Genomic DNA, 23,381 nt, shown 5'->3' on the forward strand with positions numbered 1-23,381 from the left:
AGGTATTTGAAGGACGGGCCTAAGGGTGGGACGACGCGGCCGACATCGGCTGCACACCTCGCCAAAGAAACCGGGCGTGATGATGCCAGCACCGCCCGTTCAATCGCTCATCTTGCCGAGCGCGGATACATAACCGTAGCGGAGCAGGGCGTTGGCCGGCGCGGCAACACATACCTTTTGCCGTTCAAATGGGTGCGGGACACCGCGACCGCAATTTACAATTACATCAAGCCGCTCGCAGAGGCCAAAAGGCGGCGACGGCGTGCGCACCGTAGTAACCGCGCTGGCGCGGTAGCTAGTTGCACCACTGTAGCTACCGCGCCCACGCGGGAGCTACGGAGCTTTGTTACCGCACCCGTGCGGTATCTAGACAGCATAGCTACCGCGCCCACGCGGGACCAATCCTATGGCCTTCCTACGGAAGGGCCTATAGGTGCCGACATGTCGGCGGGCACCTATAGGGTGCCGCCGCCAGTCGTCACGAAGAAGATTGTTAGCGCGATCGTTGAAACCGAAGATGGCGAGACCTGGCTTTCCTTGGATTTCGAGGAAGGCGGTGGCGATGTCATTGCGTTGGAGTCTTCCGATAAAGGTATTCAGGACGATGGACAGCGCGAGATTCAGAAATTGTGCGCTTCTGCTGGCCTTGACGAACTCAATGAGTCCGCAGAGCTAATTGGCTGCATCGTCTACCTGCAGGGCGGCCGATATGTGCTCGCGCCCGCCAACGATAACGATGCGGCGGACGACGACGCTGCGTGAGCGATCCATCACGCCAAAGCCTGACCGGGGCGATTTCCTCCAGCCCCGTTTCCGCAGCTAAGCGCCTGATCGCGCTAGCCCTGGGGCCGACTTCCAAGGGGGCCACTGCAATCTCTCAGATCACGGCCGCTAACTACCGGCGGCCCCCTCGCAAACTAAATCCCGCAGGTTTCCAAAAAGTGTGCAGCCGGTAACCGGCCACGCCAAGAGCCAGCAAATGGCCAGAACGTCACGTTGCGAAAGAAATCAATGCACCACGCAAACGACAACCAGCCGCTCGGCGCCGACTGCATAATCGAGACGCGGCCCAGCCCAACTGAACTCAACCGGATCCTTCATCGCCGCTTTCCGGGCATGGGGCCAGCTTTCGGCAAGCAGCTGGACGAGGCTGCGCGGAACACATTCAACGCCGACATGTCCAAGTGGCTCGGCCTGGACAACCGCTGGCATTCAACGGCCGAGCAATATCGCCAACCCAAGGGCAGCAGGCGGCTCGCGAAGCCAGGCAACCCGGCCCGGCCAGTGCTGGTGGAGCACGACCAGGACGTCGGCGCGCCGTGGTCGCGATGGTCGACCGCGGTTGCGGAGGGTGCGGAATTCTTGGCTGGCCGTACGGTTCCTGCGGTCGGTGGACGGCTGCTGCAGATTGGTGCCGAGGAGGACAGGCTTATAGCGATGCTGGACGCTGCATCCGATACGTGGGCCGAGGTACCATACAAGCCCAAGCGCGGTAGGCCGCCGAGGAAGGCACCTGCCGCGGCGAATGATAACACCCCCGTGCGCAGGCAAGCGGCATAAATAAAATCGCCGGACCGTATGTATTCGAGGGCGTTGCTGACGTCCCCGACGTGACGTGCACACTTTGGCGCGCCGGCCCACTACCGGCGTCGCCCATTTTTCCGGCCTAGCGCCGTGAGCCGCCGATCGGCTTTTTATTTCACCCTCTAATCGCAACTCCTAAATCTGAAAGGATCGCGGCCGCCATGGCCTCGCTTAACGCTGCGCTCGATGCAATCGAGCGGCACCTTGAATTTCCGCGCTCACGGAGCGTCGGCGTCGCGCGCCGACTGCAGGAGGCTGGGCAACTGCCGCTCGGCACCCCCAGCTCGCCACCTCAGGTGAACGAGGAGCATGTTCTGGATCTCATCGCAGGGTTGGCCGCGGACACGACGCTGGGCTATGCGCCCGAAGCGGTCATGAACTTCAATTACCTGACTCCAGGCGGCGTGCCGCTGGTCGGCGCTCCAGATTCAATTCCAACCGCCTCGATCGCTGTTGCCGTGTTGATCGAGGACGCCAGAGCTGGCGTTGGCCAGGCTCGTAAATCGCAGGTCGAGATTTCTCATAACTCCCGCGCTCTCGCGATTCATAAGCCGGACGGCAGCGTTGCTAGATTTTGCATGCCGGGTAGCGATGCGACCCATTGGCAGAAACGTGGACACCACAAGTCTACCACATTGAACGTCGCCGCGATTGCGGACGCATTCGAAGATATTTTTGGAAAGGTTGTTGCCTGATGGCTCCTCTGAAAAAGAAAACTGCCGACGAATTTGTTGTGCCCTCCCTGATCGAGGCCAGCCCGGAACATGCAGGCCTAGTAGCGAAACATACTGAACTGCAAACCCGCTATAACGAACTGAACGCAGAACGCGCCTTGCTTCGGCGGGATGTCAAGGCAGCTAAGGAGGCGGAGGCATCCGGTAAGAAACCGATTTCGCTCGCCGTCGCCAAATTGCTTGGCGATAACGCGGAAGAAAGCGTCGCCAGCCTTTCGAAAAAACTGCGCGAAGTCTCGGCTGAGATGGCGAACAATGAGAGCGCAACGGAGATATTGCGGCGACGTCTCGACGAATCGCGGAATGCTGCGAGCAAAATCGTTTGCGGCACCGTGCTTCAGGAATACCGGCGCCGTCTTAGCGCATTATGCGAAGTCGCACTCGCTCTGGAAGCCGCGCGCCAGGACGTTGACGAGCTGTTGGACCGGCTGGACGTTGAAGACGTCAACAAAAGCTATTTGCGTCCGATTGCACCCCACTTCATGGGCGATCGGCGCGAAGGCAAGGTGTTCTACTTCCTCAGGGAAGTGAAGGAGGCGCACAATGTTTGAGAAAGCCACCTCAAAACGGACGCGGACTAGCAAGCAATCGCGCCGCATTAAGTTGCCAGGCAAGGCTGAGGTCTACGCCGACACCGATCCCATCGAGATTGCGCGCGAATTGCGCGCCCGTTCCAAGCTCGGCAGGAGCGAGGCGAGGCTCGCTGCCGCCGAGGCGAAGTATCGTGGCCGATAACGTAATCACAGGCTTTGCCGCCGTTTTCGGGGTCGAAACCGACATTGGGGGCTATTTTCGCGAACGCCTTGCTAAGGGAGCGTTCACTCGCACTCTGAAGGAGCGGCCGGACGTTGTGATGCTGCTCAATCATGACAGTGGTCGAGTGCTGGGACGCACCTCTGCCGGCACACTTTCACTGCGAGAGAATAGTGGCGGCCTGTACTTCTCTTTGACTGTGGACCCAACCACGCCGGAAGGTCAAACCGCACTAGGAACGGTCGGCCGACGCGACGTGCAGGGCTGCAGTTTCGGATTTAGGGTTAAAGCCGAGGAGTGGGCTTTTGAAGAGGATGACTACCGGTTGCCGTTACGCACGATCACTGATGTGGATCTGTACGAGATCACGCTGACTGGGTTTCCAGCCTATCCGACCACAACGGCTGCATTGCGCGCTAGTAATAGTGATGCAGCCCGACGCCGCATCGAAGCAGCGCAGCGGAAGCGGGGAATTTTGAGATGAAAACGCTATCCGGCCTTGTTCATTCGTGGGACCGCAACCGTCGCCGAGGCATTGCCGAATTGGATGACTGCAGCACCGTGCAAATCCATGCAAACAACCTAGCGGCAACGCGGCGCCGTCCTGAGTGGCAAGGCCCATTCGAGATGCGCGCAGGCGATCGTTTCGAATGCGTGCGCGATGATGATGGGCATGTTGTTGATGTTCTACGTATTTGGTGATGGTGATTTGAATGAGCAATTATAGCACTAAAGTACATCGGGACGTTGGTGGTGACCAGCTGACCGTCGAGGCCGGCGGATCCATCAAGTTCGGCAATGCCACGTTCTCCGTGAACGCAGCTGGCAAGTTGATTGTCACCGGGCTGCCGACCGCGGATCCTCATGTTGTTGGGCAGCTTTGGGCGAACAGCAACGTGTTGACGATCAGCGCGGGCTAATGGGTCTGGGGAGGGGTGTAGAGCGGCTTTCCAGGCCTCGCCATTAGCTACCGGCGGCCCCCCATTTCACGCGCTTCTCCCATTCAAATGTTGAGGGCAACTTTGCCGAAACCACGTCTGCCGAGGGCAAAAGCCCTAGTTCAGGGCAGTGACATTATCCACCCTGAGCGCCACCGCCATCGCAACGAACCAACCAGCGGTCCATTAGGCGAACCGCCGAAATGGATGACTCCGGCACAGGCCGCAGCCTGGCACACGTTCGAAGCTGAAGCGCCTTGGTTGAATCACAGCCACCGCGGCCTAGTCGAGATTGCCAGCGTCGTACGAGCGCGCCTTGCTTCCGGCCAGGATGTTGGCGTGCAGGCAATGGGGTTGCTGCGGCTGTGTCTCGGTTCAATGGGCATGACCCCGACTGATGCGAGCAAGGTGTCGTGGGCGCCTGAGGAGGAGACCGATGACCTGCTCGATTGACGCGCCAAACCTCAGCAAACAGAGGATGACAGACATGGAAGATAAATCTCACCACCTCACCGCCTCGACGCAGGATGCAGTCGACGGGTTCGTTTTTAAACCAGCCGGCACGGAGTCCTGGCAGGTCTGGCAAACAATCAATGGTCAACACATGCGGATCGATGAAGCGGCTGAAGGTGTCGAACCGAAAGTGAACCAATGACCGCACTCGTCAGCTACTCCACCGGTACCGCGTCGGTTTCCGCAGGCGGAACGACCGTTACGGGCTCCGGCACAAACTGGTTAGGCACCATTGCCAAGCCCGGCGACATTTTCCAGATAGGCAATTTTCAGTCGGTCATCTCGGATGTGACCGACACAACGCATCTGGTCATTCCGCCGTGGGGCGGCGGCAATCAAAGCGGTGTCGCCTATACAATTTGGCAAGTCTCGCCGCAGCGTTTTGCTGGCGCGCAGGCAATGGCTACCGTCAGCCAGCTTGTCGCGGCCTTCAACACGTCCGGCTATTTTGTTTTCGTCGGCATTGACGAGACTGTGCCTGATCCATCGCTAGGCGACGATGGTCAGTTCGCGTTCCAGCCTACCACTGGTAAGACCTGGGAGCGGGTCGCTGGCGTCTGGACGTTTTTGGGTATCTACAAAGGATTCAACCTCACAGGCGATTACGATAACGCCACGGTCTATTCCTACGGCGATGTCCAGACGACGTCGGGATCGTCCTATATCTACATCAACGAAACTCCGAGCGCTGGGCACACCGCACCGAATACGACCTATTGGCAATTGCTCGCGAGCAAGGGCGACACGGGTGCGGCTGGCTCCAATGGTGCGACTGGCGCGACTGGACCAGCGGGGGCGGGCGCGACGGGACAATGCAAGCTTGTCAAATCCGGGTCGAATCTTGTCCTGCAACAGTTCAACGGCAACGCGATCAGAATCAACGGCCAGGTCTGCACAGTTCCGAATGCGGGCGTGTCGCTGGCGCCTACCGGCCTCACCCCGGGGACGAGCTATTTTATTTATGCGACGCAGTCGGGCGGCGTGGTCAACGCGCTTGAAGCATCGACGACCGCGCACGCAACGTCGACCACCAGTGGCAACGAAGGTACCGAAATTAAGAGCGGCGACGATGCGCGTTCGCTCGTCGGCATGGCCAGGGTAGTCACGGGGCCGGCTTGGGCCGACAGCGCTACGCAACGTTTTGTAATCTCATGGTTCAACCGTGACCGACGCTCATTGGCTGGCGCGCTCGATGGGACGTCGACAGAGACCTCAACTGGTTCTTATGTCGAAAAAGCGGTCTCGAAGGTTGAGTATCTTTGCTGGGCCGGTGAGCTGCTGCAACTGATCACCTACGGCATTGTCACCAATTCCGTGAACAACGGCGCCGTTGGCGTGATGAACATGCTGGACGGCGTCACTGTCGGCGGGCAGGCCGACGTCAACCCAGGCGGCACGTCGTTCCGTTGTCCCGTTTCCGCGACCTACAACGTAAGCGCAAGCTCAGAGGGATATCACTATTCAGACTTCGGCTTGCGTGCTCTGGGCGGCGGAACGGCCAGTGCGTCTTATGGCGTGACCCATACCACTGTAGTCGGATAAGGGCGCTGCTCTTATGAGGCTGGCTTTGCCTGTTTTCGAGCAGCAACCGGCGCCGCTGGTGCCGGCGCGGGCGCTAGCCTTTCTTTCGTCTAAATTCGAGCACTAGCTTTGCCTTTTAGAAATGGAGAATTCAAAGTGGCTATGGGTACAGTTAAGTGGTTCAACCCGACAAAGGGTTATGGGTTCATTCAGCCGGACTCCGGCGGCAAGGACGTCTTCGTTCACATCTCGGCAGTCGAGAAGGCTGGTTTTAGCTCTCTTGCCGAGGGCGCCAAAGTCAGCTTTGACGTCGTGAACAATCGCGGCAAGGACTCAGCGGAAAATTTACGAGTCGGTTGATCCGCTTACCTTCCGATCCAACGGGTTCGCGGCTTCGTCGCGGCCCGCGTCGGTTCCAACTCTCCGGCCTGCTCTTAATGGGCCTATGGTCGCATTTCCTCCGATGCTGTCATCGGCCATCCTGCGTTGGTTCGCTGGGGAGTCGAAGGATGAGCGAGCAGGAAGCGGACCGCTATCGAATCGAAGCTGAGGAATGCCGCCGCTTGGCCGAAAGGGCGATTAAACGACCGGATAAGGAAGCCTGGTTGAGGCTTGCAGCTGATTGGATGAAGCTGGCCGAAGGCGCCAGCACAAGCGATAAGCGTGAGGGGTGAGCTTATTGATCTATCAGCGCTGATGTCCGAGCCCGATTCCCAGCACGATAGCCTTCTGACGTAGCGCGCCCTCAGTCCGCTTTGTCATCTTAGCGATTTTGACAACCGGCGTCCGCGCTTTCGAGTGCGCCTTCAGATCCTTGATGTCTTCCTTCGTCCACTCGCGGCGAACAGTTTTCTTTGTCTTTTTGGCCAAGACCGGCGCTCCTTTGATGTCAAGGCGCCGTTTAGCACATGGCGCGCGATGCGCAACGATCACTCAATTTCATTTCGGACATTTAATGGCTGATAACGAACAACTAGTTCTCTCTATTTCCGCCGACACCCGAGCCATGCAACGCCAGCTTGACAAGCTGGTAGGCCAGATCGGCGCGGTCGACAGCAGCTTGGGCAACGCCTTTACGAAGGCGCCTAAGAAGATTGACGAGGTCGCTAAGTCGCTCGGCGCAGCAAAATTCCAGACCGCTAATCTCGCTGCCCAGTTTCAGGATATTGCGGTCCAGCTGCAGGGTGGCCAGTCGCCGTTCACCGTTGCCCTCCAGCAGGGCACGCAAATCAGCCAAGTTCTGGGGCAGGGCGGGGCAACTGGTGCCGTCTCGCTTCTGGGCAGTGCGTTCGCGTCGCTCTTATCCCCAACGTCGCTGGCAACGATTGCCGTGATCGCCTTAGGTGGCGCAGCGGTGCAGTACGGCGCGAAAGCAATCGGTGCGGTTGACGATGTTGACGATAATCTGAAAGCGCACGCTGAGCTAATCAAGTCTCTCAAGGAAGCCTATGGCGAGGCCGCGACAGGCATTGATGTCGTAGTCAAAAAGTCAGCAGATGTTCAGGCGGCGCTGATCGGGCTTAAGACCGATGAGGTCCGAAAGAATCTCCGCAATCTGACGAATTCGCTGCTGGCGACGGTCACGACCTTTACCCAACTCGGAGACGCCGCCGGCCAGTTTACGGAAGAAAACAATCCGAAGTTCAAGGCGTTTGGTGATGCCATTAATCAGCTACGGCAGCAGGCGGCGAACGGCACGCCGGATATTAGGGCCTTCCGGCTCGCTGTATCCCAGATTGTTGACTCGTCGAGTGATCCAAGCGTTCGAAAAATCGGGCAAGAGTTGCTCGATATGTCTAAGAGCGCTGGCCTCGCCGAAGAGGCAATTCAGGGAACATCGAAGGCGCTGCGCAATCTTAGCGCCGATGCTTTGGCCGCGGCAGAGCAGGGCGAGGCTTTTGCCAAAGCGATGAAAACCCTGAGCGGGACGGTCTCACCAGATTTGACCGACCGTCAGAAGGTCATGGAAAACTACACTAAGGCGCTAGTGCAGGCCGGTAGCACCGAGGAGCGCTTGGCGGTCGCGCGCGTAAGAAACGACCAATTATCGATCCTCTCTACGAACGAGCGCAAGAAAGCCGCAGAGGATGCTGCCAAGGCCCAAGAGCAGGCGGTAAAGCAGTTTCAGAGCACGATTAACTCGACCAACAAGAGAACCGCTGGCCTCGGTGGCGATCTTGAAGCCGTTGGCAAAGGCGTTGGTGAGCTTACGAGGCTCGAAACTCAGTACAAGCTTACCGAGGCTGCCCAACAGGCATTTGGCAAAGTCGCCCCTGATGTTGCGGCTCAAATTGAGAAGGTCTCTATCGCCGCGGGCGACGCCGCTGACAAATTGGCTCGCGCAAACATCGCGTCAAGAACCGATTTCGCTGTGAAGACCGCATTTCTGACGCCTGAAGATGTTGCTATTGCCAGCCAGCTCAAGAGCATCTACGGCAACGATGTTCCGGCCGCCCTCCAGTCCACGGAGGCAGCCGCATTGCGTAGTGCATACGCACTCCAGCGGATCAGTGACATCGGTCAAGACATCACTCGCGGCATCTTCACAGACTTCACGCAGCAGATTCGCAACGGTGCATCCGCCATGGACGCCCTGAAGTCCGCCGGAGTTAACGCACTCACCAAGATTTCCGACAAGCTAGCCCAGATGGCGGCTGACCAGCTTTGGTCGTCTGCGTTTGGCGGCTCGGGTGGTGGCGGGTTCAATATCGGCAGCTTGTTCGGTGGTGGTGGATCTGTAGACACGATCCAGGTTGGCTCGCAGCTCTTTCCGAAATATGCGAAGGGCACCAATTTCGCCCCTGGCGGCCCCTCTATCGTCGGTGAAAACGGTCCCGAGCTAGTCAACCTGCCGCGTGGCTCGCAGGTTATCCCGAACAATGTGCTGCGCAATGGTATGGGTGGAGGTGTCTCTGCTCCCGTCACAATCAGCATTGACGCTCGTGGCGCCGACAGGGAGGGGTTGGCACGCGTGCAGGCACAGTTGGCCCAGCTTGAAGCGGAGTTGCCTGGACGGGTTGTCGCGACTGTAAGGCGGGCTAGGACGGGGAGGATGTTGTGAGGGTGGGGCAGGAGGGAGCGGCGGCCTGCTAGAGCGTACGAGTGCTAACCCGGCTTGTCTGATGGCAGCGTCGTCTGATGTGGTAGGGCCGCCGGAGCATCCGGGTTGTCTACCTCGAACTTGGCCTCACCTGCGATAATTCCGGCCTTGGCTTTCTTGTAGGCCCAGCTTGGAATTTGAGGGCTGTTGCTATTGAGCTCGTTCTTGCGCTCGACCAGCTCCTTCAATTGAGAGGTCAAAACAACGTCCGAAGCCTCTTGCCAGCAATCGACAGACCAAAAAAGACGAGCGTCGTTGTTAAGCTTGTCGAAGCCGTGTGCCGCGCTGAGGTGGGCACTCTCCTTGTCATTCGGATTTAGGAAGGTCGTGATGCCAGAAAGAACAGCGACGGCAACCGAAAACAAGCCTGCGACGACTTTTACAGCTGGGTATGTCTCGGCGTACTGCGAGAAGGTCGTAGCCCCGACCAAGCCGGAGATAACAACAACAGGCAGGCCAAGCCAGAGGTTTCGGTTTGACCAACCGTTAGAGGCGACGTGGTGGCCCTTCATCGAATAGAGCGTGCTCTCTTCGAGACGCTTCGCCTCACGGATGATCTCTTCCAGGGCCTTTGAGGCGGGCCGCTCGCCGGTGGTCATCTCAGCCATAGGCGGGAAAATGGTAAGGCATGAGTTTCCGCCAGTTCTCAACCGCGCCGCGGACGTCCCCGCGGTTCGCCATCATCTCAGCATTTACGGCCACCGCGTATGCACTCTCGAACCGACGTGTAGCGTCGTCCACGGTCCCCTGGGTGATGTACCGTCCGATGTCGTCGCCGTATCCGGCCGGGTCCTTGTTTTGAGTCCTCACTGCGCTCCGAGCTTTATCGAAAAAGAACCGGACCCCCGAGGGGAAGTCGTCAATACGAATGCCTCGAAATATCTCTAGCGCCAGAACCTCGATATGGAATGACCTGAAGAAGCTGCCGTGGGCCTTATTCCAAGACTTAATCATCTTGATGATCGGGATGAACTGCCCGTTGTGCGCCTTGTTGGTCTCGGAGCTGATTTCAACGTGCCGCTTCGGGTTTGTAGATAGCCAAGAATTATTCATCGAATTGGCGATGATATAGCCACCACCTGTACGATTGAAGCCAACGACAACGTCCACCACGAAGTCGGCGAAGCGGATGGAGACAGCCTGACCGTTGCGGCTGATGTCTGGGGTCGAAGTGTAAGTTTTGAGCAGCAGACGCTTCGTATAATCCAGCAGCGCGGCTGGTCCGCCGTTCTGGTTGTTGTAGTGATTAAAGTAGTAAGGATCGAGGACGATGAAGATATCTACGTCCGCCTCCTTCAGCGGCGAAATCATTGTCGATCGCATGTAGGAGCCCGTCAGAAAGTCGTCGATTACTTTCATGCCGGCGTTGACCGTTTCGCGAACACCGTTTTGACGGGTTGAGACCGTCAAGGCCTGGTCAAAGGTGATTTCTAAGTTGGATCGGAGTTTCGCGAAGGATTCTGGAATCGTGTAGGGCATGAGACTACCGGAAAAAGTGACGTAGCATACACCGCGCAACCCGGGATGGAAGCCGACCTAAGTGGCCGGCTGCCTCGCAGGCTTCGATGATGGTTTGGGCTCGATGTAGTCGCCATTAAGCTGGGGAAAGGGTTGCGTGCCTTGGCAGATTTCCTCGAAGCCCTTAATCCCGCCGTCTGAAGTGTTGAGGAAGGCGCTATTGGCTGATGAGATGATGACGATCGTCCTACGGATTCCGGTGTAGCCGCCATAAGAATTTTTGGCGTTTGCCTCAATGCAAACGCACGACGTCGCCGCCGGAAACATCCCGTTTTGTATAGGGCAGGTCACCGGCTCGGCTATTCTGGCGTCGCGGATCGAGTACGGGTCTTTCCAAATCGTCGATCGGCTCGACAAGATGACTTTGGTTGCGACGTCGGCAGCAACCGTGCGCTGATAAGCGATGGCTGGAGCAGTATCGCTTTGCGTGACACAACCGCCCAGCAGCGCGCAAAGCGCCACGATTCCCAAATAACGCATATTGGCCCCCGGACCCAAAGCGCCACCATAGGGCGAGGTAGGCGTAGGGGGCAACTAGCCTTTCTAAGAGACGCAATAGGTGGGGTAGCGATGCGAAGGCATCGCCCATATATGGCTCTAACCTCGCAAAAAGCGGTTGATGACGGCTCGAATCGAGGAAATTTGAAAATCTCCAAAAAACGCAAGGCTTGATTCCTCGGTCAAGCGCGAGTTAGTAATTCGTTAAGGAATTACTAACGCGACTCGAAATGTCGCGGGTCTGGGGAGGAACTATGGCAAGGCGGGTTAACGACCCGTTAACCATAAACGGCGACATTCAGTTCGCCGACCACCAACCCATTGAAAAGAATTCGAACAGCCACTTTAACGCAGGTCTACTGCAACGAATGCCCGCGCTGGGTTGTTCTAGGAATCCGGTTCGCCGGAAAAAAGAGGGGGATGCCATGAGCACCCCCCCAAGTCACGCTGTAGAACGGACTGTTCAGCTACTTAGCTGGGCAGTCCGCGGCAGTGGGCGATGACCCACTCCAGCTTCCCGAGGCGGAACCGAGTGTAAGCGCGAACGCTTACGGGGCGGCTGCCACCACAGTGCGGGTAGTGAAACATGCTGTTTCACCTCCTTTCCGAGATCGCGCCAGGATCGAGCCTGGCCCTCCTTCGACGAGCGAAGCCGCCGAAATCCGTGTAAGCCATGACGACTTCCACGCATCGCGGAGTGGGCGATTCGGATGCACCGTCTAGTTTCATGAACGAGTCGTAAGGGAGTCGCAAGGGCGGTTCCGCAGCTATCCAGCTTTTTTGGGGGGAAAGGTGCGTGATCCCCAGGCCTCATCTTTTCGCGCGAGGCCAGCCTGTCATTTCTGACGGGTTCGGCCGGTGCCGAGATGATGCATGATGGCCTAACAGGAGGCCATGCTGTGCAACGTTACTACTTCCCGATCATCCACAACGGGCATCCACAGGCGGACGATGCTGGCGAGACGTTTGGCTCGGCTGAGCTAGCAGTCCAATACGGCGCGCAGATCGCACGCGATATCGGGAGCGATCCGGAATTCGACCGCGGTGCTGGCACGGTCGTTTTGGTGCTCGACGCCGCGAGGGCTGAGATAGCGCGGCACGTGGTTGGCATTCGGGTCAACTAGTCTGTTAATGGAAACAGAGGCTGATAACGTTCGTCTGGCGTTTTCCACGATCGCAAGAAATCTAGCGGATCTTGTGTGCCCAGGAATTGCCGCGCGAGGTTCAGGCGTTCCAGCATCGTGTTTCTCTCGGCCTCTGGCAGGGTGGTTGCGCGCTCAGCCGCTCCGGCGAGAAACCGCTCAACGTTCATCACATTCGACCACTGCTGAATGATCTGTCCCAGGTGCTCTTGGCTGTCCTTAATCGACTGCTGTGCGCGGCGCTTATCTTCCTCTCGGTTATACCTCTCTTCGGCAGCAAGCCGCTCTAGACGAGCGATTTCGGCCTTTCGATCCTCCTCTTTTAGTTTTATGGCAATCTCACTGGCTGCGCCTTCTAGCGACTTTACGATTTGCTTAAGGCTCGACTGAATTGAAGAGTCCTTCGTGTCTTGCCAGGTTGTTGACCACTCGACGCGGTAATAGGGGGAGTAGGTTAGCAATCGAAGCCGGCCAGAGGGCGCATCCTGTGTGGTTGTCCGGGTGCGATCTACGAGGTATGCGGACATTGCGCAGTCGGAATCTCGAACGTATTTGCCTCCAACGTATCGGAGGAGCACCTCTTCAGACATTTCGACGACCGCCAGTCCGATTGCCACGCTACCGATGTAGACAACAGTCGGTGCCATGGGTGACCAGAGACTATCGAAATAACTGCGGGGGCGTTTCCATCGAGTCTCGCGCTCATCAATTGCGGCTCGTCTCAGGTTTTCTCCACGCCGAGCCAGCGTCACGCGATGACCAGCAGATTCGAGGGTGCTGAAGAGATCGTTGGCAAATCTGAGGGCTTTATCGAGAGTGCCCTTCGATGTCGTTATGTCGACCAGAAGCTTTTTGTATGGCTTTAAGTAGCTGCTTTTGAACAAGCCCACTATGCCGTCGCTATTGAGCGGCCTGCAGTGTTCGAAGTGCTCTTTGGCATCGCGAATCAGCCGATGAGTATGCGGCGGTCGGAGCCGGACCTTCCTGGGTGTTTTTCCGTCCGGAGATTTCGCCCAATAGCTTTGCTTGGGTCTAGCAACACCGTAGATGTTGCACATACTAATCACGGAGCCGCGAGACTCCCCCAACTCCTCCGCGACCTCAGCCAAAGGCTTGGACCAAACTAGTTCGGACAGTTCTTCTTTGGTGACCATTGCGCATTCCCAAGGCGCGCGCCCCGGACAAATGCTCAAGCTACTGTGTTGTGGAGGCAAGTCATTGTGGCGGGTTTCCCACAACCGCTCGCGCATCTGTGGACGCGCCGAAGCGCCCCAAGGTAGGGCTGGATTTTTTACCGAATCGTGGGAAGCTGTCCGTGGGCTTGAACACCCGGACCGAAGATGAGGCGGGCGACCCTTGGCGGGGTGGCTGCCGATAGATGCGCTACGAGCCTTGGCGGGCTTTATGCGCTTGGCTGCACCTTGGCGGGTGCGCCGACCTGGCCATTATGGCCGGGAGCGGCGTGCCATGTCCAGAGAGAAAACCCTTAAAAGTGCGCCGGCCTGTCTCTTCGGCAGGTGTTCAACTCCCGGCTGCCGGTCTGTAACCGGCGACGGCCTTGAACAGCCAAATCGAAGAGCATCACACATGACCACCGCCACACTGACCGCAGGCGAACGCCTTTCGCACCTCATTATGTCGCATCGCACCGCTGCGGATCTCGACGCAGCTGCCGGCATCCAGAAAGAAATAGTCGACGCGCCCGCGGCGAACTGGGCTGAGTTCGGCGCCAAGGCGTGTCTTCTCATCAACGAGTTGACTACCGACCCCACCACCGGCTGGCTGGACGCAATCCGGGAGAGCCTCAGGGCCGATGTAGAGCGGTTGGGCACGCCCAGAGCGGCCTAATCCGGCTGTGGTATAATATCGGCTAGCGCGGCTGAATCGCCCCTGGTGACCAGCCGCGCCCCTGTGCGTCGGCTCAGGCCGGCGAGGTCCGCAGAGCAATATTTCTCAAAGGGCGTGCTCTTGCCCATTCCAGCGAACGACAACAGCCGCTTGCTCACGCCCGAGCAAGCGGCCTCTCGGCTTAATATCACCGAAGATCATCTCCGCGACCTCGTTAGCGAGGGTGCTATCGGATACATCAACGTCGGACTCGGCAAAAAGCGTCCTCGGCGGCGCTTCACTGAGACGGATCTGAATGACTTCATTGAAGCCCGCCGCAGGAGGGAAGTGCCGTGTCCGTCTACCGTGACAAGCGTTCGCCGTATTACTCGTTCGATTTCCAGCACGCCGGCAATCGGTTTCACGGCAGCACGAAATGCACGACTCGACGCGAAGCGGAAAGGTTTGAGGCCGCAGAGCTAGAGAAGGCCAAGGCGCTCGTGAAGGCGACTCGGCGCGCTAAGGCGTCGCTGGCGATCGATGACGTTGCCGACCGCCTCTGGAACGACAGCGCGCGGTACGACTCAGAACCGAAGGCAACTGAAACCAACCTTGCGCGCCTGATCAAATATTTCGGCAAGGAGAAGCCGCTCACAGAGATAGACCACAAGGCGGCCAAGGACATGGTGGCGTGGCGGCGAGGGCATCGCGTCTCGCGGCGTGGCAAGCGGACCAAAGAACAGGAGCAGGCCCTGCCGCTGGTGTCGAATGCCACCGTCAATCGCTCCACGACCAAGGTGCTGCAGCGGCTATTCACCTTTGCCAAGGCTGATGGAGCGGTATTCGAGAGCGAGCCGAAGTGGGAAGACCTGCTGCTGGCCGAGCCTGAGGAGCGTGTCCGAGAACTGAAGATCGAGGAGGCCGAGGCGCTCGACGAGGCCATGCGTGCTGATTATGGGCCGTTCTTTGACTTCGTCCGCGCCAGCGGCATGCGGCTAAAGGAATGCGTGACGCTGAGGTGGTCCGAGGTGGACTTCGGCACCCGGCAGATAGTTCGCCTCGGCAAGGGCGGCCGTCGTGTGGTGTTCCCGATCACGCCAGCGGTTCGCGAGATACTCTTCCCGCTACAGGGCCAGCATCCGGACTTCGTATTCACCTACGTGGCTGTCTACGGAAACAAACGCTTGGGTAGGGTGAGGGGGCAGCGCTACCCTCTAACCTACACCGGCACCAAGACCGCCTGGCAGCGCCTCAGAGCCATTTCTGGACTAGCTGATTTCCGGTTTCACGACTTCCGGCACGACTTCGGGACCAAGCTCTTACGCGACAGCGGCAATCTCAAGCTGGTGAAGAAGGCGCTCAATCACCGGGATATCAAGAGCACCCTGAGATACGCGCATGTGCTGGACGAGGACGTTGCCGAAGCTGTCGAGCGGCTCGCAGAGTCCCGGAAAAAGTCCCGGAGTAAGCTCCGGGAGGCAGGCTAAGCCCTTGAGTTGACGAGCGAAGCGCGAATCCGCATTCCACATTTCAGATGTCGTTCGCCGCGACGCTCGGACTTGTTGCGCTGGTGCAGATCGGCATGCCGAACCTGTTTGCGTCCCCCGATCATTCGGCGACAGCGCGGATCGCGCTGTGGGGCGGCCGCGAGATCGCGATGCTGTTCCTGGCCTCGCTGATCGCAGGGCTTGCGACCACGCCCTACGCCGCCTTCCACTTCCACCGCGTCACGCCCTACGGCGTGCTCGCCAACCTCGGCGCGATGCCGGTGGTCTCTGCGCTGGTGATGCCGGCGGGGCTGTTGGGCCTGCTCGCAGCGCCGTTCGGGCTCGACGGCGTGTTCTGGTGGCTGATGGGGATCGGGATCGACTGGATGGTCGCGGTCTCGCGCTGGGTGGCGGCACTGCCGGGCGCGGTCGGCCGCATCCCGGCCTTCGGCATCGCGCCGCTGATCGCAGCGAGCCTGGGGGTCATCGTGATGGGCCTGTTGCGCACGCCCCTGCGCTGGGGCGGTGCCGTGGTGCTGCTGCTTTCCATCGGTTGGGGGCTGTCGGTGCGGCAGCCCGATATCCTGATCGCCGGGGACGGCGCGAGCGTCGCGGTGCGGGGCGCGGACGGGCGTTTGCATCTGATCAGGGCAGGCAAGGACAATTTCCTGCTGAAGGAGTGGTTGTCTGCCGACGCTGATCCGCGCGATGCCGGCAGTAGCGCGCTGGCGAGCGGCATATCGTGCGACGAGTCCGGCTGCGTGACGCCGCTCGCCGACGGACGGCTGGTCGCGCTGGCCTCGCGCATCGACGCGTTGGCGGACGATTGCAGCCGCGCCACGCTGGTGGTGACGTCGCGGCCCGCGCCGCCGGATTGTGCGGCGATGGTGGTGGATCGGCAGCGGCTCGCTCGCCAGGGCGCGCTGGCATTGACGCAGCGCGGCGACGGCTTTTCGGTTCAGGCGGTGAGGGCGAGCGGCACGAACCGCCCGTGGTCACCGGCCGGTGTCGGCGAAGGTGATTTCGACGGCAGCCTCGTGCCGAAGGCGGCTCCCCGCACCCGCGATGCAACGCCATCGGAGACAGACTTGCAGGCCGACGATTGACGCCATCGATTACAGATACCAGGCCAGCACGGCCTCGAGCCTTGCGTTGCCGATGACTGGCAGGGCCACCATCCGGTTCAGCCCGGCTGCGCAGGCCTCGGACCCGGCGATCGAGCCGTCATGGGTGAGATCGTCGTTGAGCGCGGGCATGCCGGTGGCCCAGGCGCCGCCGATGCTGCCTTCGCCTCGGGCAATGGATTTGTCCGCATAGCGTGCGGCAAGGTCGGTCTGCGCGCTGCAATCGCCGGCGCGAAAGACCAGTGCCGAACGGGCCTCGTTCGGGACCCAGATCTCGAAGCGTCGCGCAATCGGCGTTGCCTGCGCCGAGAGGAATGTCAAAACCCAGGTCTGGTCGGTGCCGGTTCGGTAGGGTACGCCGACCCCCAGATTGATCCCGACCTTGGCGGCGTCCTCCCAGCGCAGGAAGCTCTTGGCGTCGTGCAGGTCCTTGATGATCAGCGGCAGGCCCGCCTTCCAGGTGCGTCCGGGCAGGCCGAAGCCGCGAGGAAACCTGGTGTGGCGGGAGTTGAATTCGAACATGTCCGCCGCGCCGTAATAGCCGTCGACGAGGCCCATCTCGTGGGAGAGATCAGGATCGTTGTGCCAGAGCTCGATCGCGCCGACATGCGCCTCGTCGTCGCCGCAGAACAGCACCATCACGGCTTGCAGGAATTCGCCTGCGAACACCGGCACCGCCACGCCGCAGGTGAGGCCGGCCGCGACGGCCTGATCGATCCGCTTGAAATAGGAGTTGGCGAATTTCGTGAGGATGACGGGATGGCCGCAGGCCCAGGCCTTGCCTGGAAGCCCCTCGTCATATCCGAAGTGCAGCTCTTCGCTGACGGCCTTGAACGCGGACAGCCCTTCATCGTAGAGGCCGCCGCCGAATTCCAGCCGCATGCGCGTCCGGTCAGGCACCCAGAGTTCAACGACGCGAATGAAGGTTTTCATCGAGCGTGTCCGCCGCCTCAAACCACGACAGCATCGGTCATTTGGCTGCGGAGCGGACGTTCAAAATTCAGGCAGCACGGCTCAAACTTCGTGCGGCGACGAGGCGAGGCGGCGGCGCTCGCCGATCGAATTTCATGAAACAAAAACCCACCGGGCTCGCCGGCCTCGGCCGGCGACGGCATTTCAATCCTGGCCCTCGGCTTATCGGGCGGAGGGCGTCAGCCGATCGGCAGTCGTGTGACCGTCGGGCGACTGTCGGCGATGATCTGCGGCTTGTGCTCGCGCTCGCCGATCGGCTGGGTCACCGGCAGTTGCAGCACGGTTGCGCGCTGGCCTTCGACCAGTTGCGTCACCAGCACGGATTTGCCGTCCGGGAATTCGATCGCGTCATGATGGCGATCGGGAATGTGCGGATCGATCTTGCCGAACTTGCCGACGCGGGAGTTGACGGTGCGCGTCCAGATCCAGCGGTTGTCGTAACGGACGTCGTCGGCGAAGGCGAGCTCCGTCCCCGGCAGCAGGCAGACCGCGACGGAGAGATCGGCTTCGGAGGCGAAGCCGCGCGTCGAGGTGCCGCGGAATGTTGTCGTAACGATCGTCTCGCCGACTTCTGCGGGGCGCGTCGCGACGGCATGCAGGCTGTAGTCACACATCGGGTGCTCCTCAATGCAGAGATAGCGACCCGCACCTCTTTCGGAGGCGCAGGCCCCTACCAGAGTGGAAGCACGTGACGGTCTGCTCGGTTGTAGGCAAATCTGCGGCTGGGATCCGCGAGCCGCGATCACATTATCTTTTCCATCTTTTCCGAATTTGTTAGGAACAAAGTCGGCTTCCGTGCATTTGGCAGCCGCGTCTCGACAACCGCGCGTGTCAACGACCGGCGGAGTGATGCGCTTGCGCGGCAACGGCTTGCGATGCTGATGTTGCGATCAGCGTTGCTGCGGCTGCACTCAAACGAGCTGCGCATTTGGGCCGTCCCCCCTCGAACTCGAAAGGCCGCGAAGCGATGTTGCGTCGCGCGGCCTGCCGAGGATGTCGCGAAAGGAGGAGGGGCCGGACAATCTGTGCGATACCAGAAAGACTATCCAGCCGGAGCGGACCGTCATCCGCTCCAATCTCTGATCGGCGAGGCCGATCGAAGGCGCGCGCGAGGCGCTAAAGACTTCAGTATCGAGTACTTCCGGTATCAGTACTTGCGATAAAGCCCGATCAGCTTGCCCTGAATCTTCACGCGGTTCGGCGGCAGGATGCGCACCTCATAAGCGGCATTGGCGGGCTCCAGCGCGATCGAGGCGCCGCGGCGGCGGAAGCGCTTGAGCGTGGCTTCCTCGTCGTCGATCAGTGCCACCACGATGTCGCCGGTATCGGCGCTCTCATTGCGCTGGATCAGCGCCATGTCGCCGTCGAGGATGCCGGCCTCGACCATGGAATCACCGCGCACTTCGAGCGCGTAATGCTCGCCGGAGCCGAGCATGTCGGGCGGCACGCTGATCGTGTGGCTGCGGGTCTGCAAAGCCTCGATCGGAGTACCGGCCGCGATGCGGCCCATCACGGGCACCGCAACGGGTCGCTCGCCCTCGTCCGCGGACGGGCTGGAGCTCGCGCGTAGCTTGCCGAGATTGCCCTCGATGACGCTTGGCGTGAAGCCGCGTCGGTTGCCGGCGGCAGCCTGGAGCTCCGGCAGCTTGATCACTTCGATGGCCCGGGCGCGGTTGGGCAGGCGGCGGATGAAGCCGCGCTCCTCGAGCGCGGTGATCAGGCGGTGGATGCCTGACTTCGAGCGCAGGTCGAGCGCATCCTTCATCTCGTCGAAGGACGGCGGCACGCCGCTTTCCTTCAAGCGCTCGCTGATGAACCGCAGAAGCTCGTATTGTTTGCGCGTTAACATCTCGAACAAAGTCCCCCGGTTGATGTCGTTCGATTCCGAGACGATGAGTTCAGCGATAAGCCGCTACATCTCGAAACAAATCATGAACGGACACTATATGTTCGATATGTGTTCCGCAACTGCTTAATTTACCGTGAACAGAACGAAACTCACGGAATGCGTGTGGCGGCGCAGTTCAGACGGGGAGCCGCAGCACCTCGCAGGGGCTGCCGGCCTCGGCCTTCGGCGCAAACGGTGCGCGCACGAGAAGTACCTGTGCTGCAGCAAGATTCGCAAGCAGAGAGGAGTCTTGATGGCTGACGGGAAGGGCGACGAGCGCGCCGTCGTCGCGCTTTTCCAGGCGCGCGCGCAGATAATCCTCGCGCTGGTCGTTGGCGCCGAGATCGCGGCCCAGCACGACGCGCTCGCGATGATGATGAATCACTGAACGGCCCGACAGCGCGCGAATCAGCGGCACCATGAACAGGAAGGCGCAGACGTAGGACGACACGGGATTGCCGGGCAGGCCGATGACGCCCATCGCCCCTAACCGCCCGTGCATCATCGGCTTGCCGGGCCGCATCGCGATCTTCCAGAACGCCATCGCGATGCCTTCGTCCTTGAGCGCCTGCTGGACCAGATCGTGGTCGCCGACCGATGCGCCTCCGGTCGTGACCAGGATGTCGGCGCCGCTTTCACGCGCGCGGCGGATGCCGGCGGTGGTGGCCTCCAGCGTATCGGCGGCGACACCGAGGTCGATGGTCTCGGCGCCTTCGCTGCGGGCGAGCGCGTGCAGGGCATAGCCGTTGGAATAGACGATCTGGCCGTGCCCGGGCGTTGAGCCCGGCATCACCAGTTCGTCGCCGGTGGCGAGAATCGCGACCTTCGGACGGCGGCAAACGGCGAGCTGCGGGTGGTTCATTCCGGCGGCGAGGGCGAGATCGCGCTCCGTCAGACGGGTTCCCTTGCGCAGGAGAACGTCGCCCTCGCGGAAATCGACGCCGGCGGGGCGGATGTGCCGACCCACGATCGCGGCTTCCTTGATCGTTATGTGCTTGCTTTCGGCGATCGTGTCCTCCTGGATCACGACCGCATCCGCGCCGTCGGGAACGACGCCGCCGGTGAAGATCCGCACGGCTTCGCCGGCGCCGACCTTTCCCGTGAACGGACGGCCCGCCGCGACCTCACCGATCATTGTCAGCGTGGAACCCATTGTTGCCGCATCGGCCGCGCGCACGGCATAGCCGTCCATCGCCGACATCGCCTGGGGCGGCTGGGTGCGCCGCGCAGCGACGTCCTGCGCGAGCACGCGATGGTAGGCTTCGTCGAGTGAAACCATCTCTGCAGGCAGCGGCTCTGCACCCGCCAGCACCGCAGCAAGGGCGTCGGAAACCGGCATCAAGGCCACGGCGAAACTCCTGCTCGGCACGTTCGGATGAAATGTTCCGACAGTCTTCTAGCCGAGCGCGGGGGCAGAGGCAAAATGGCGGAGCGGGCAGGATTTATCCTGCCGCTTCCAGCCCAGGATGGAAGGCAGGCTCAGGCTTGGCATGATCCAGAGAACGAGACCGATCGGCAGGAGGGTGGCCATGGCGAGGACGAGAATGACGAGCGCCACGGCCAGCATCGCTCAACTCCCGCTCGGCCGGTCCGGCCCGGCGTCCAGCGCGACGTCGGGAGCCTTCGGGCCTTGATCCTTGTCGGGCAGCGGATCGGCCTGGGATTTCAGGTCGGCGGCCTTGCTGATCAGCTTGGCGGAAAGGTCAGAATCCGAGGTGGTTCTTGCGAATTCAAGCAGGAGAGAGGCTTGCTTGGTGAGATAGGTTTTGCCCAGCACGTGCATAAGTCCGGTGTAGAAGTCCCAACGGACTCAAGAGTCCGTAAGGGGCCATTCCGTTCCCGGAACTCCGTACAAAAATGCACAAAGCGCTCTGGTTCCTCATTTTGGGCAAAATTGGTTCCGGAAGACTTGGCGACATTGGCGTCTCCCGCTGCGCGGAGATCGTCAGATGCCCAATGCCTTCAAGGCGTTCCCGACGTCGCGCGGCGACGTCACATGCACCGCTGTCAGCCCGCGCGACCGCGCGCCTTCAACATTCTCGGCGAGATCGTCGAAGAAAACGATACGTCCTGCGGGCACGCCGATGGCGGCGACGACATGGTCGAAGGCTTCCGCATCCGGTTTGCGCAGGCCGATGCTGGACGACAGATATAGCGCGCGGAAATGGCCGAGCAGTTCGCCGTATTCCTTCGAGAAATAGTCGACATGCGGCCGGTTGGTGTTGGAGAAGGCGTAGAGCGGCATCTGCTTCGCCGCGCGCGGCAGCAGCTCGGCGATGTCAGGCATCTCGCCGGCGAAGATCGCGTTCCAGCCTTCCAGGAACTGGGCGTCCGAAATGCCGATACCGAGCGAAGCACGCAGCGAGGCGAAATAGTCCTCGTCGCTGATCTTGCCGACCTCGTGCAGCCGGTAAGCCTCGTCACGCACATAGCGCGCGACGATGGCCTCGGGCTGGCAGCCGGCATGTCCCGCCCAGCAGGCGATCGCCTTGGAGAAGTCGATGTCGAGCACCACGCGCCCGAGATCGAACAGCAGCGCATCCGCGCTGCCGGGAGAAAGCGAGTTCACTTGCATCCTTTCACTCAGTATCGATACGGATCGTGATCGAACAGCGGGAATGCGCTGAACACGCTCGGCGCGTTGGTGGCGGTCGCCGGATGCAGGCAGGATTTGTCGACCTCGGCAAATGACGTGGCGCCCAAAAGGCCGAGGCAGCGCAGCACTTCGTCCTCCAGCAGCTCCAGCATCCGCGCGACGCCGGCCTCGCCAGCCGCCGCTAGCGCCCAGCATTGCAGCCGGCCGATCCCGACCATGTCCGCGCCCGCCGCGATCGCCTTGACGATGTCGGTGCCGCGACAGACACCGCCGTCGACCATGATCTTGGCGCGGCCCTTCACGGCCTCGACGATCTCGGGCAACACATGCATGGCGCCGCGGCCGTGGTCGAGCTGGCGGCCGCCATGGTTGGAGACGTAGATCCATTCGACGCCGTGATCGATCGCGATCAGGGCGTCCTCGGCGGTGGCGATGCCCTTCAGGATCAGCGGAATCCTGAACTTGTCCTTGATCATCTTCACGGTCCGCCACTCCAGGCCCTTCTGGAAATCGCCGCCGGTGGCACGCAGGCGGCTTTCGCGAACGTAGCGCTTGGCGATGTCACGCTCACGACGGCTGTAATGGGCGGTATCGACGGTCAGGCAGAAGGCGGCATAGGCGCTCTTCTCGGCCCGGCTGACGACATCGGCGACAAAGGCGTCGTCGCCGCGGACATAGAGCTGATAGAGCCGCAGCGCATCGGGTGCGGCTTCGGCGGTCTGCTCCAGGCCGGGCTCGGACACCGAGCTCAGCATGTGCGCTGCACCGAAGGTGCCGGCAGCGCGCGCGACGCTCGCCGCGCCATCCGGATCGAAGATCTCGAGCGCGCCGACGGGGGCGAGCACCACCGGCAGGCGCATCCTGCGGCCGAACTGCTGAACCGAGCCGTCGACCTTGCGGACGTCGCGCAGCACGCGCGGGCGGAAGGCGATCTCGTCCAGCGCCATGCGGTTGCGGCGCATCGTGGTTTCGGTCTCGGCGGCGCCCACGATGTAGTCCCAGGCGTTCTGGTTGAGGTTGGCCCGCGCTTTCCGAATGAATTCGTGCAGGTTTTGGAACGGCTCGTTGCTGGCGCCGAGCTCGACGTTCCGTTCCGGCCGGATCCGGGGTGCTTCGTTCATTGTTATCCTCCCGAGAATTTGAAGCCTTGTGTCATCGCCTAACCCGTCCAGCGTTCCAAAACCAT

General features: G+C 60.6%; 29 protein-coding genes and 2 pseudogenes. 18 read left to right on the forward strand and 13 right to left on the reverse strand.

Annotation, left to right across the window (positions count from 1 at the left end; genetic code table 11):
- The first annotated feature begins 441 nt into the window (after positions 1-441).
- The 12 genes from GGD67_RS24405 (at position 442) to GGD67_RS24460 (ending at position 6,717) form a co-directional block, all read left to right on the forward strand.
- Complete coding sequence (locus GGD67_RS24405; protein WP_179736401.1) at positions 442-762, forward strand: hypothetical protein; 321 nt, start codon at positions 442-444, stop codon at positions 760-762.
- Positions 763-996: 234 nt separating this feature from the next.
- On the forward strand, positions 997-1,560 hold the full coding sequence (locus GGD67_RS24410; protein ID WP_246784359.1) for a hypothetical protein: 564 nt from the start codon (positions 997-999) through the stop codon (positions 1,558-1,560).
- Between the two features lie 185 nt (positions 1,561-1,745).
- Complete coding sequence (locus GGD67_RS24415) at positions 1,746-2,279, forward strand: hypothetical protein (protein WP_179736403.1); 534 nt, start codon at positions 1,746-1,748, stop codon at positions 2,277-2,279.
- Entirely contained in the window at positions 2,279-2,869 is a 591-nt protein-coding gene (locus tag GGD67_RS24420; RefSeq protein ID WP_179736406.1) for a hypothetical protein, read from the forward strand. Before GGD67_RS24415 ends, GGD67_RS24420 begins: the two co-directional genes overlap by 1 nt.
- Positions 2,862-3,053 carry a hypothetical protein gene (locus GGD67_RS24425; RefSeq protein WP_179736408.1) on the forward strand — a complete coding sequence of 64 codons (192 nt, stop codon included), beginning with the start codon at positions 2,862-2,864 and terminating at the stop codon, positions 3,051-3,053. Before GGD67_RS24420 ends, GGD67_RS24425 begins: the two co-directional genes overlap by 8 nt.
- Complete coding sequence (locus tag GGD67_RS24430) at positions 3,043-3,555, forward strand: HK97 family phage prohead protease (RefSeq protein WP_312013770.1); 513 nt, start codon at positions 3,043-3,045, stop codon at positions 3,553-3,555. The genes GGD67_RS24425 and GGD67_RS24430 overlap by 11 nt, the downstream gene beginning before the upstream one ends.
- The gene (locus GGD67_RS24435) at positions 3,552-3,773 is read left to right on the forward strand and encodes a hypothetical protein (protein ID WP_179736409.1); all 222 of its coding nucleotides are present in this window, start codon (positions 3,552-3,554) and stop codon (positions 3,771-3,773) included. Before GGD67_RS24430 ends, GGD67_RS24435 begins: the two co-directional genes overlap by 4 nt.
- 11 nt (positions 3,774-3,784) lie before the next feature.
- On the forward strand, positions 3,785-3,991 hold the full coding sequence (locus GGD67_RS24440; RefSeq protein WP_179736411.1) for a hypothetical protein: 207 nt from the start codon (positions 3,785-3,787) through the stop codon (positions 3,989-3,991).
- A 454-nt stretch (positions 3,992-4,445) separates the two neighbouring features.
- Positions 4,446-4,664, forward strand: coding sequence for a hypothetical protein (locus GGD67_RS24445; protein ID WP_179736413.1), 219 nt, complete (start codon positions 4,446-4,448; stop codon positions 4,662-4,664).
- Positions 4,661-6,064: a hypothetical protein gene (locus GGD67_RS24450; protein WP_179736415.1), complete on the forward strand. Its 1,404-nt coding sequence runs from the start codon at positions 4,661-4,663 to the stop codon at positions 6,062-6,064. Before GGD67_RS24445 ends, GGD67_RS24450 begins: the two co-directional genes overlap by 4 nt.
- 135 nt (positions 6,065-6,199) lie before the next feature.
- The gene (locus GGD67_RS24455; protein WP_091956977.1) at positions 6,200-6,403 is read left to right on the forward strand and encodes a cold-shock protein; all 204 of its coding nucleotides are present in this window, start codon (positions 6,200-6,202) and stop codon (positions 6,401-6,403) included.
- A gap of 149 nt (positions 6,404-6,552) precedes the next feature.
- Positions 6,553-6,717, forward strand: coding sequence for a hypothetical protein (locus GGD67_RS24460; protein ID WP_179736417.1), 165 nt, complete (start codon positions 6,553-6,555; stop codon positions 6,715-6,717).
- A 13-nt stretch (positions 6,718-6,730) separates the two neighbouring features.
- Here the strand turns inward: GGD67_RS24460 and GGD67_RS24465 are convergent, their stop codons facing one another.
- On the reverse strand, positions 6,731-6,913 hold the full coding sequence (locus GGD67_RS24465; RefSeq protein WP_092257040.1) for a hypothetical protein: 183 nt from the start codon (positions 6,911-6,913) through the stop codon (positions 6,731-6,733).
- Positions 6,914-6,998: 85 nt separating this feature from the next.
- Here GGD67_RS24465 and GGD67_RS24470 point away from each other — a divergent pair, with 85 nt between their 5' ends.
- Positions 6,999-9,104, forward strand: coding sequence for a phage tail length tape measure family protein (locus GGD67_RS24470; protein WP_179736419.1), 2,106 nt, complete (start codon positions 6,999-7,001; stop codon positions 9,102-9,104).
- Positions 9,105-9,148: 44 nt separating this feature from the next.
- Here the strand turns inward: GGD67_RS24470 and GGD67_RS24475 are convergent, their stop codons facing one another.
- From GGD67_RS24475 to GGD67_RS24485, 3 genes are read right to left on the reverse strand one after another with little or no spacing between them, the layout of a single operon-like run.
- Complete coding sequence (locus GGD67_RS24475; protein ID WP_179736421.1) at positions 9,149-9,751, reverse strand: SLATT domain-containing protein; 603 nt, start codon at positions 9,749-9,751, stop codon at positions 9,149-9,151.
- Positions 9,744-10,622 (reverse strand): CBASS oligonucleotide cyclase, encoded by an 879-nt coding sequence (locus GGD67_RS24480; RefSeq protein WP_179736423.1) that lies wholly within the window; start codon positions 10,620-10,622, stop codon positions 9,744-9,746. The genes GGD67_RS24475 and GGD67_RS24480 overlap by 8 nt, the downstream gene beginning before the upstream one ends.
- A 57-nt stretch (positions 10,623-10,679) precedes the next feature.
- Positions 10,680-11,141, reverse strand: coding sequence for a hypothetical protein (locus tag GGD67_RS24485; RefSeq protein WP_179736425.1), 462 nt, complete (start codon positions 11,139-11,141; stop codon positions 10,680-10,682).
- 917 nt (positions 11,142-12,058) lie between these two features.
- On the opposite strand from GGD67_RS24485, the gene GGD67_RS24490 reads away from it, so the two are divergent.
- The gene (locus GGD67_RS24490; RefSeq protein ID WP_179736427.1) at positions 12,059-12,283 is read left to right on the forward strand and encodes a DUF6894 family protein; all 225 of its coding nucleotides are present in this window, start codon (positions 12,059-12,061) and stop codon (positions 12,281-12,283) included.
- Here the strand turns inward: GGD67_RS24490 and GGD67_RS24495 are convergent.
- Positions 12,280-13,455, reverse strand: a complete 1,176-nt coding sequence (locus GGD67_RS24495; protein ID WP_179736429.1) for a hypothetical protein — start codon at positions 13,453-13,455, stop codon at positions 12,280-12,282. The two genes, GGD67_RS24490 and GGD67_RS24495, sit on opposite strands and share 4 nt — an antisense overlap.
- Positions 13,456-13,888: 433 nt before the next feature.
- Between GGD67_RS24495 and GGD67_RS24500 the strand changes: the two genes are divergently transcribed.
- From GGD67_RS24500 to GGD67_RS24510, 4 genes and pseudogenes are all read left to right on the forward strand, one after another.
- Positions 13,889-14,149, forward strand: a complete 261-nt coding sequence (locus GGD67_RS24500) for a hypothetical protein (RefSeq protein WP_179736430.1) — start codon at positions 13,889-13,891, stop codon at positions 14,147-14,149.
- A gap of 114 nt (positions 14,150-14,263) precedes the next feature.
- A pseudogene (locus GGD67_RS40190) lies at positions 14,264-14,455 on the forward strand (helix-turn-helix domain-containing protein); the annotation flags it as partial.
- A 26-nt stretch (positions 14,456-14,481) separates the two neighbouring features.
- Positions 14,482-15,615, forward strand: coding sequence for a site-specific integrase (locus tag GGD67_RS39965; RefSeq protein WP_179736432.1), 1,134 nt, complete (start codon positions 14,482-14,484; stop codon positions 15,613-15,615).
- A gap of 32 nt (positions 15,616-15,647) precedes the next feature.
- Positions 15,648-16,721: pseudogene (locus GGD67_RS24510) on the forward strand (ComEC/Rec2 family competence protein); the annotation flags it as partial.
- A gap of 9 nt (positions 16,722-16,730) precedes the next feature.
- Here the strand turns inward: GGD67_RS24510 and GGD67_RS24515 are convergent.
- The 8 genes from GGD67_RS24515 to GGD67_RS24550 all read right to left on the reverse strand — a co-directional run bounded on the left by GGD67_RS24515 (position 16,731) and on the right by GGD67_RS24550 (position 23,316).
- Positions 16,731-17,672 carry a GAF domain-containing protein gene (locus tag GGD67_RS24515; RefSeq protein WP_179736437.1) on the reverse strand — a complete coding sequence of 314 codons (942 nt, stop codon included), beginning with the start codon at positions 17,670-17,672 and terminating at the stop codon, positions 16,731-16,733.
- 218 nt (positions 17,673-17,890) lie between these two features.
- A complete protein-coding gene (locus GGD67_RS24520) occupies positions 17,891-18,325 on the reverse strand; it encodes a hypothetical protein (protein WP_018320255.1) in 435 nt (144 codons plus the stop codon).
- Between the two features lie 533 nt (positions 18,326-18,858).
- Positions 18,859-19,560, reverse strand: coding sequence for a transcriptional repressor LexA (lexA, locus tag GGD67_RS24525; protein WP_026202323.1), 702 nt, complete (start codon positions 19,558-19,560; stop codon positions 18,859-18,861).
- A 175-nt stretch (positions 19,561-19,735) separates the two neighbouring features.
- Positions 19,736-20,947 carry a gephyrin-like molybdotransferase Glp gene (gene glp / locus GGD67_RS24530; protein WP_179736439.1) on the reverse strand — a complete coding sequence of 404 codons (1,212 nt, stop codon included), beginning with the start codon at positions 20,945-20,947 and terminating at the stop codon, positions 19,736-19,738.
- Positions 20,948-20,995: 48 nt separating this feature from the next.
- Positions 20,996-21,166, reverse strand: coding sequence for a hypothetical protein (locus GGD67_RS24535; RefSeq protein WP_179736399.1), 171 nt, complete (start codon positions 21,164-21,166; stop codon positions 20,996-20,998).
- 3 nt (positions 21,167-21,169) lie between these two features.
- A complete protein-coding gene (locus GGD67_RS24540) occupies positions 21,170-21,376 on the reverse strand; it encodes a hypothetical protein (RefSeq protein WP_049814976.1) in 207 nt (68 codons plus the stop codon).
- 168 nt (positions 21,377-21,544) lie between these two features.
- On the reverse strand, positions 21,545-22,174 hold the full coding sequence (locus GGD67_RS24545) for an HAD family phosphatase (RefSeq protein WP_179736440.1): 630 nt from the start codon (positions 22,172-22,174) through the stop codon (positions 21,545-21,547).
- An 8-nt stretch (positions 22,175-22,182) separates the two neighbouring features.
- The gene (locus GGD67_RS24550) at positions 22,183-23,316 is read right to left on the reverse strand and encodes an alpha-hydroxy acid oxidase (RefSeq protein ID WP_018320262.1); all 1,134 of its coding nucleotides are present in this window, start codon (positions 23,314-23,316) and stop codon (positions 22,183-22,185) included.
- Between the last annotated feature and the right edge of the window lie 65 nt (positions 23,317-23,381).

This window comes from Bradyrhizobium sp. IAR9 (assembly GCF_013408065.1).
Lineage (GTDB): Bacteria > Pseudomonadota > Alphaproteobacteria > Rhizobiales > Xanthobacteraceae > Bradyrhizobium.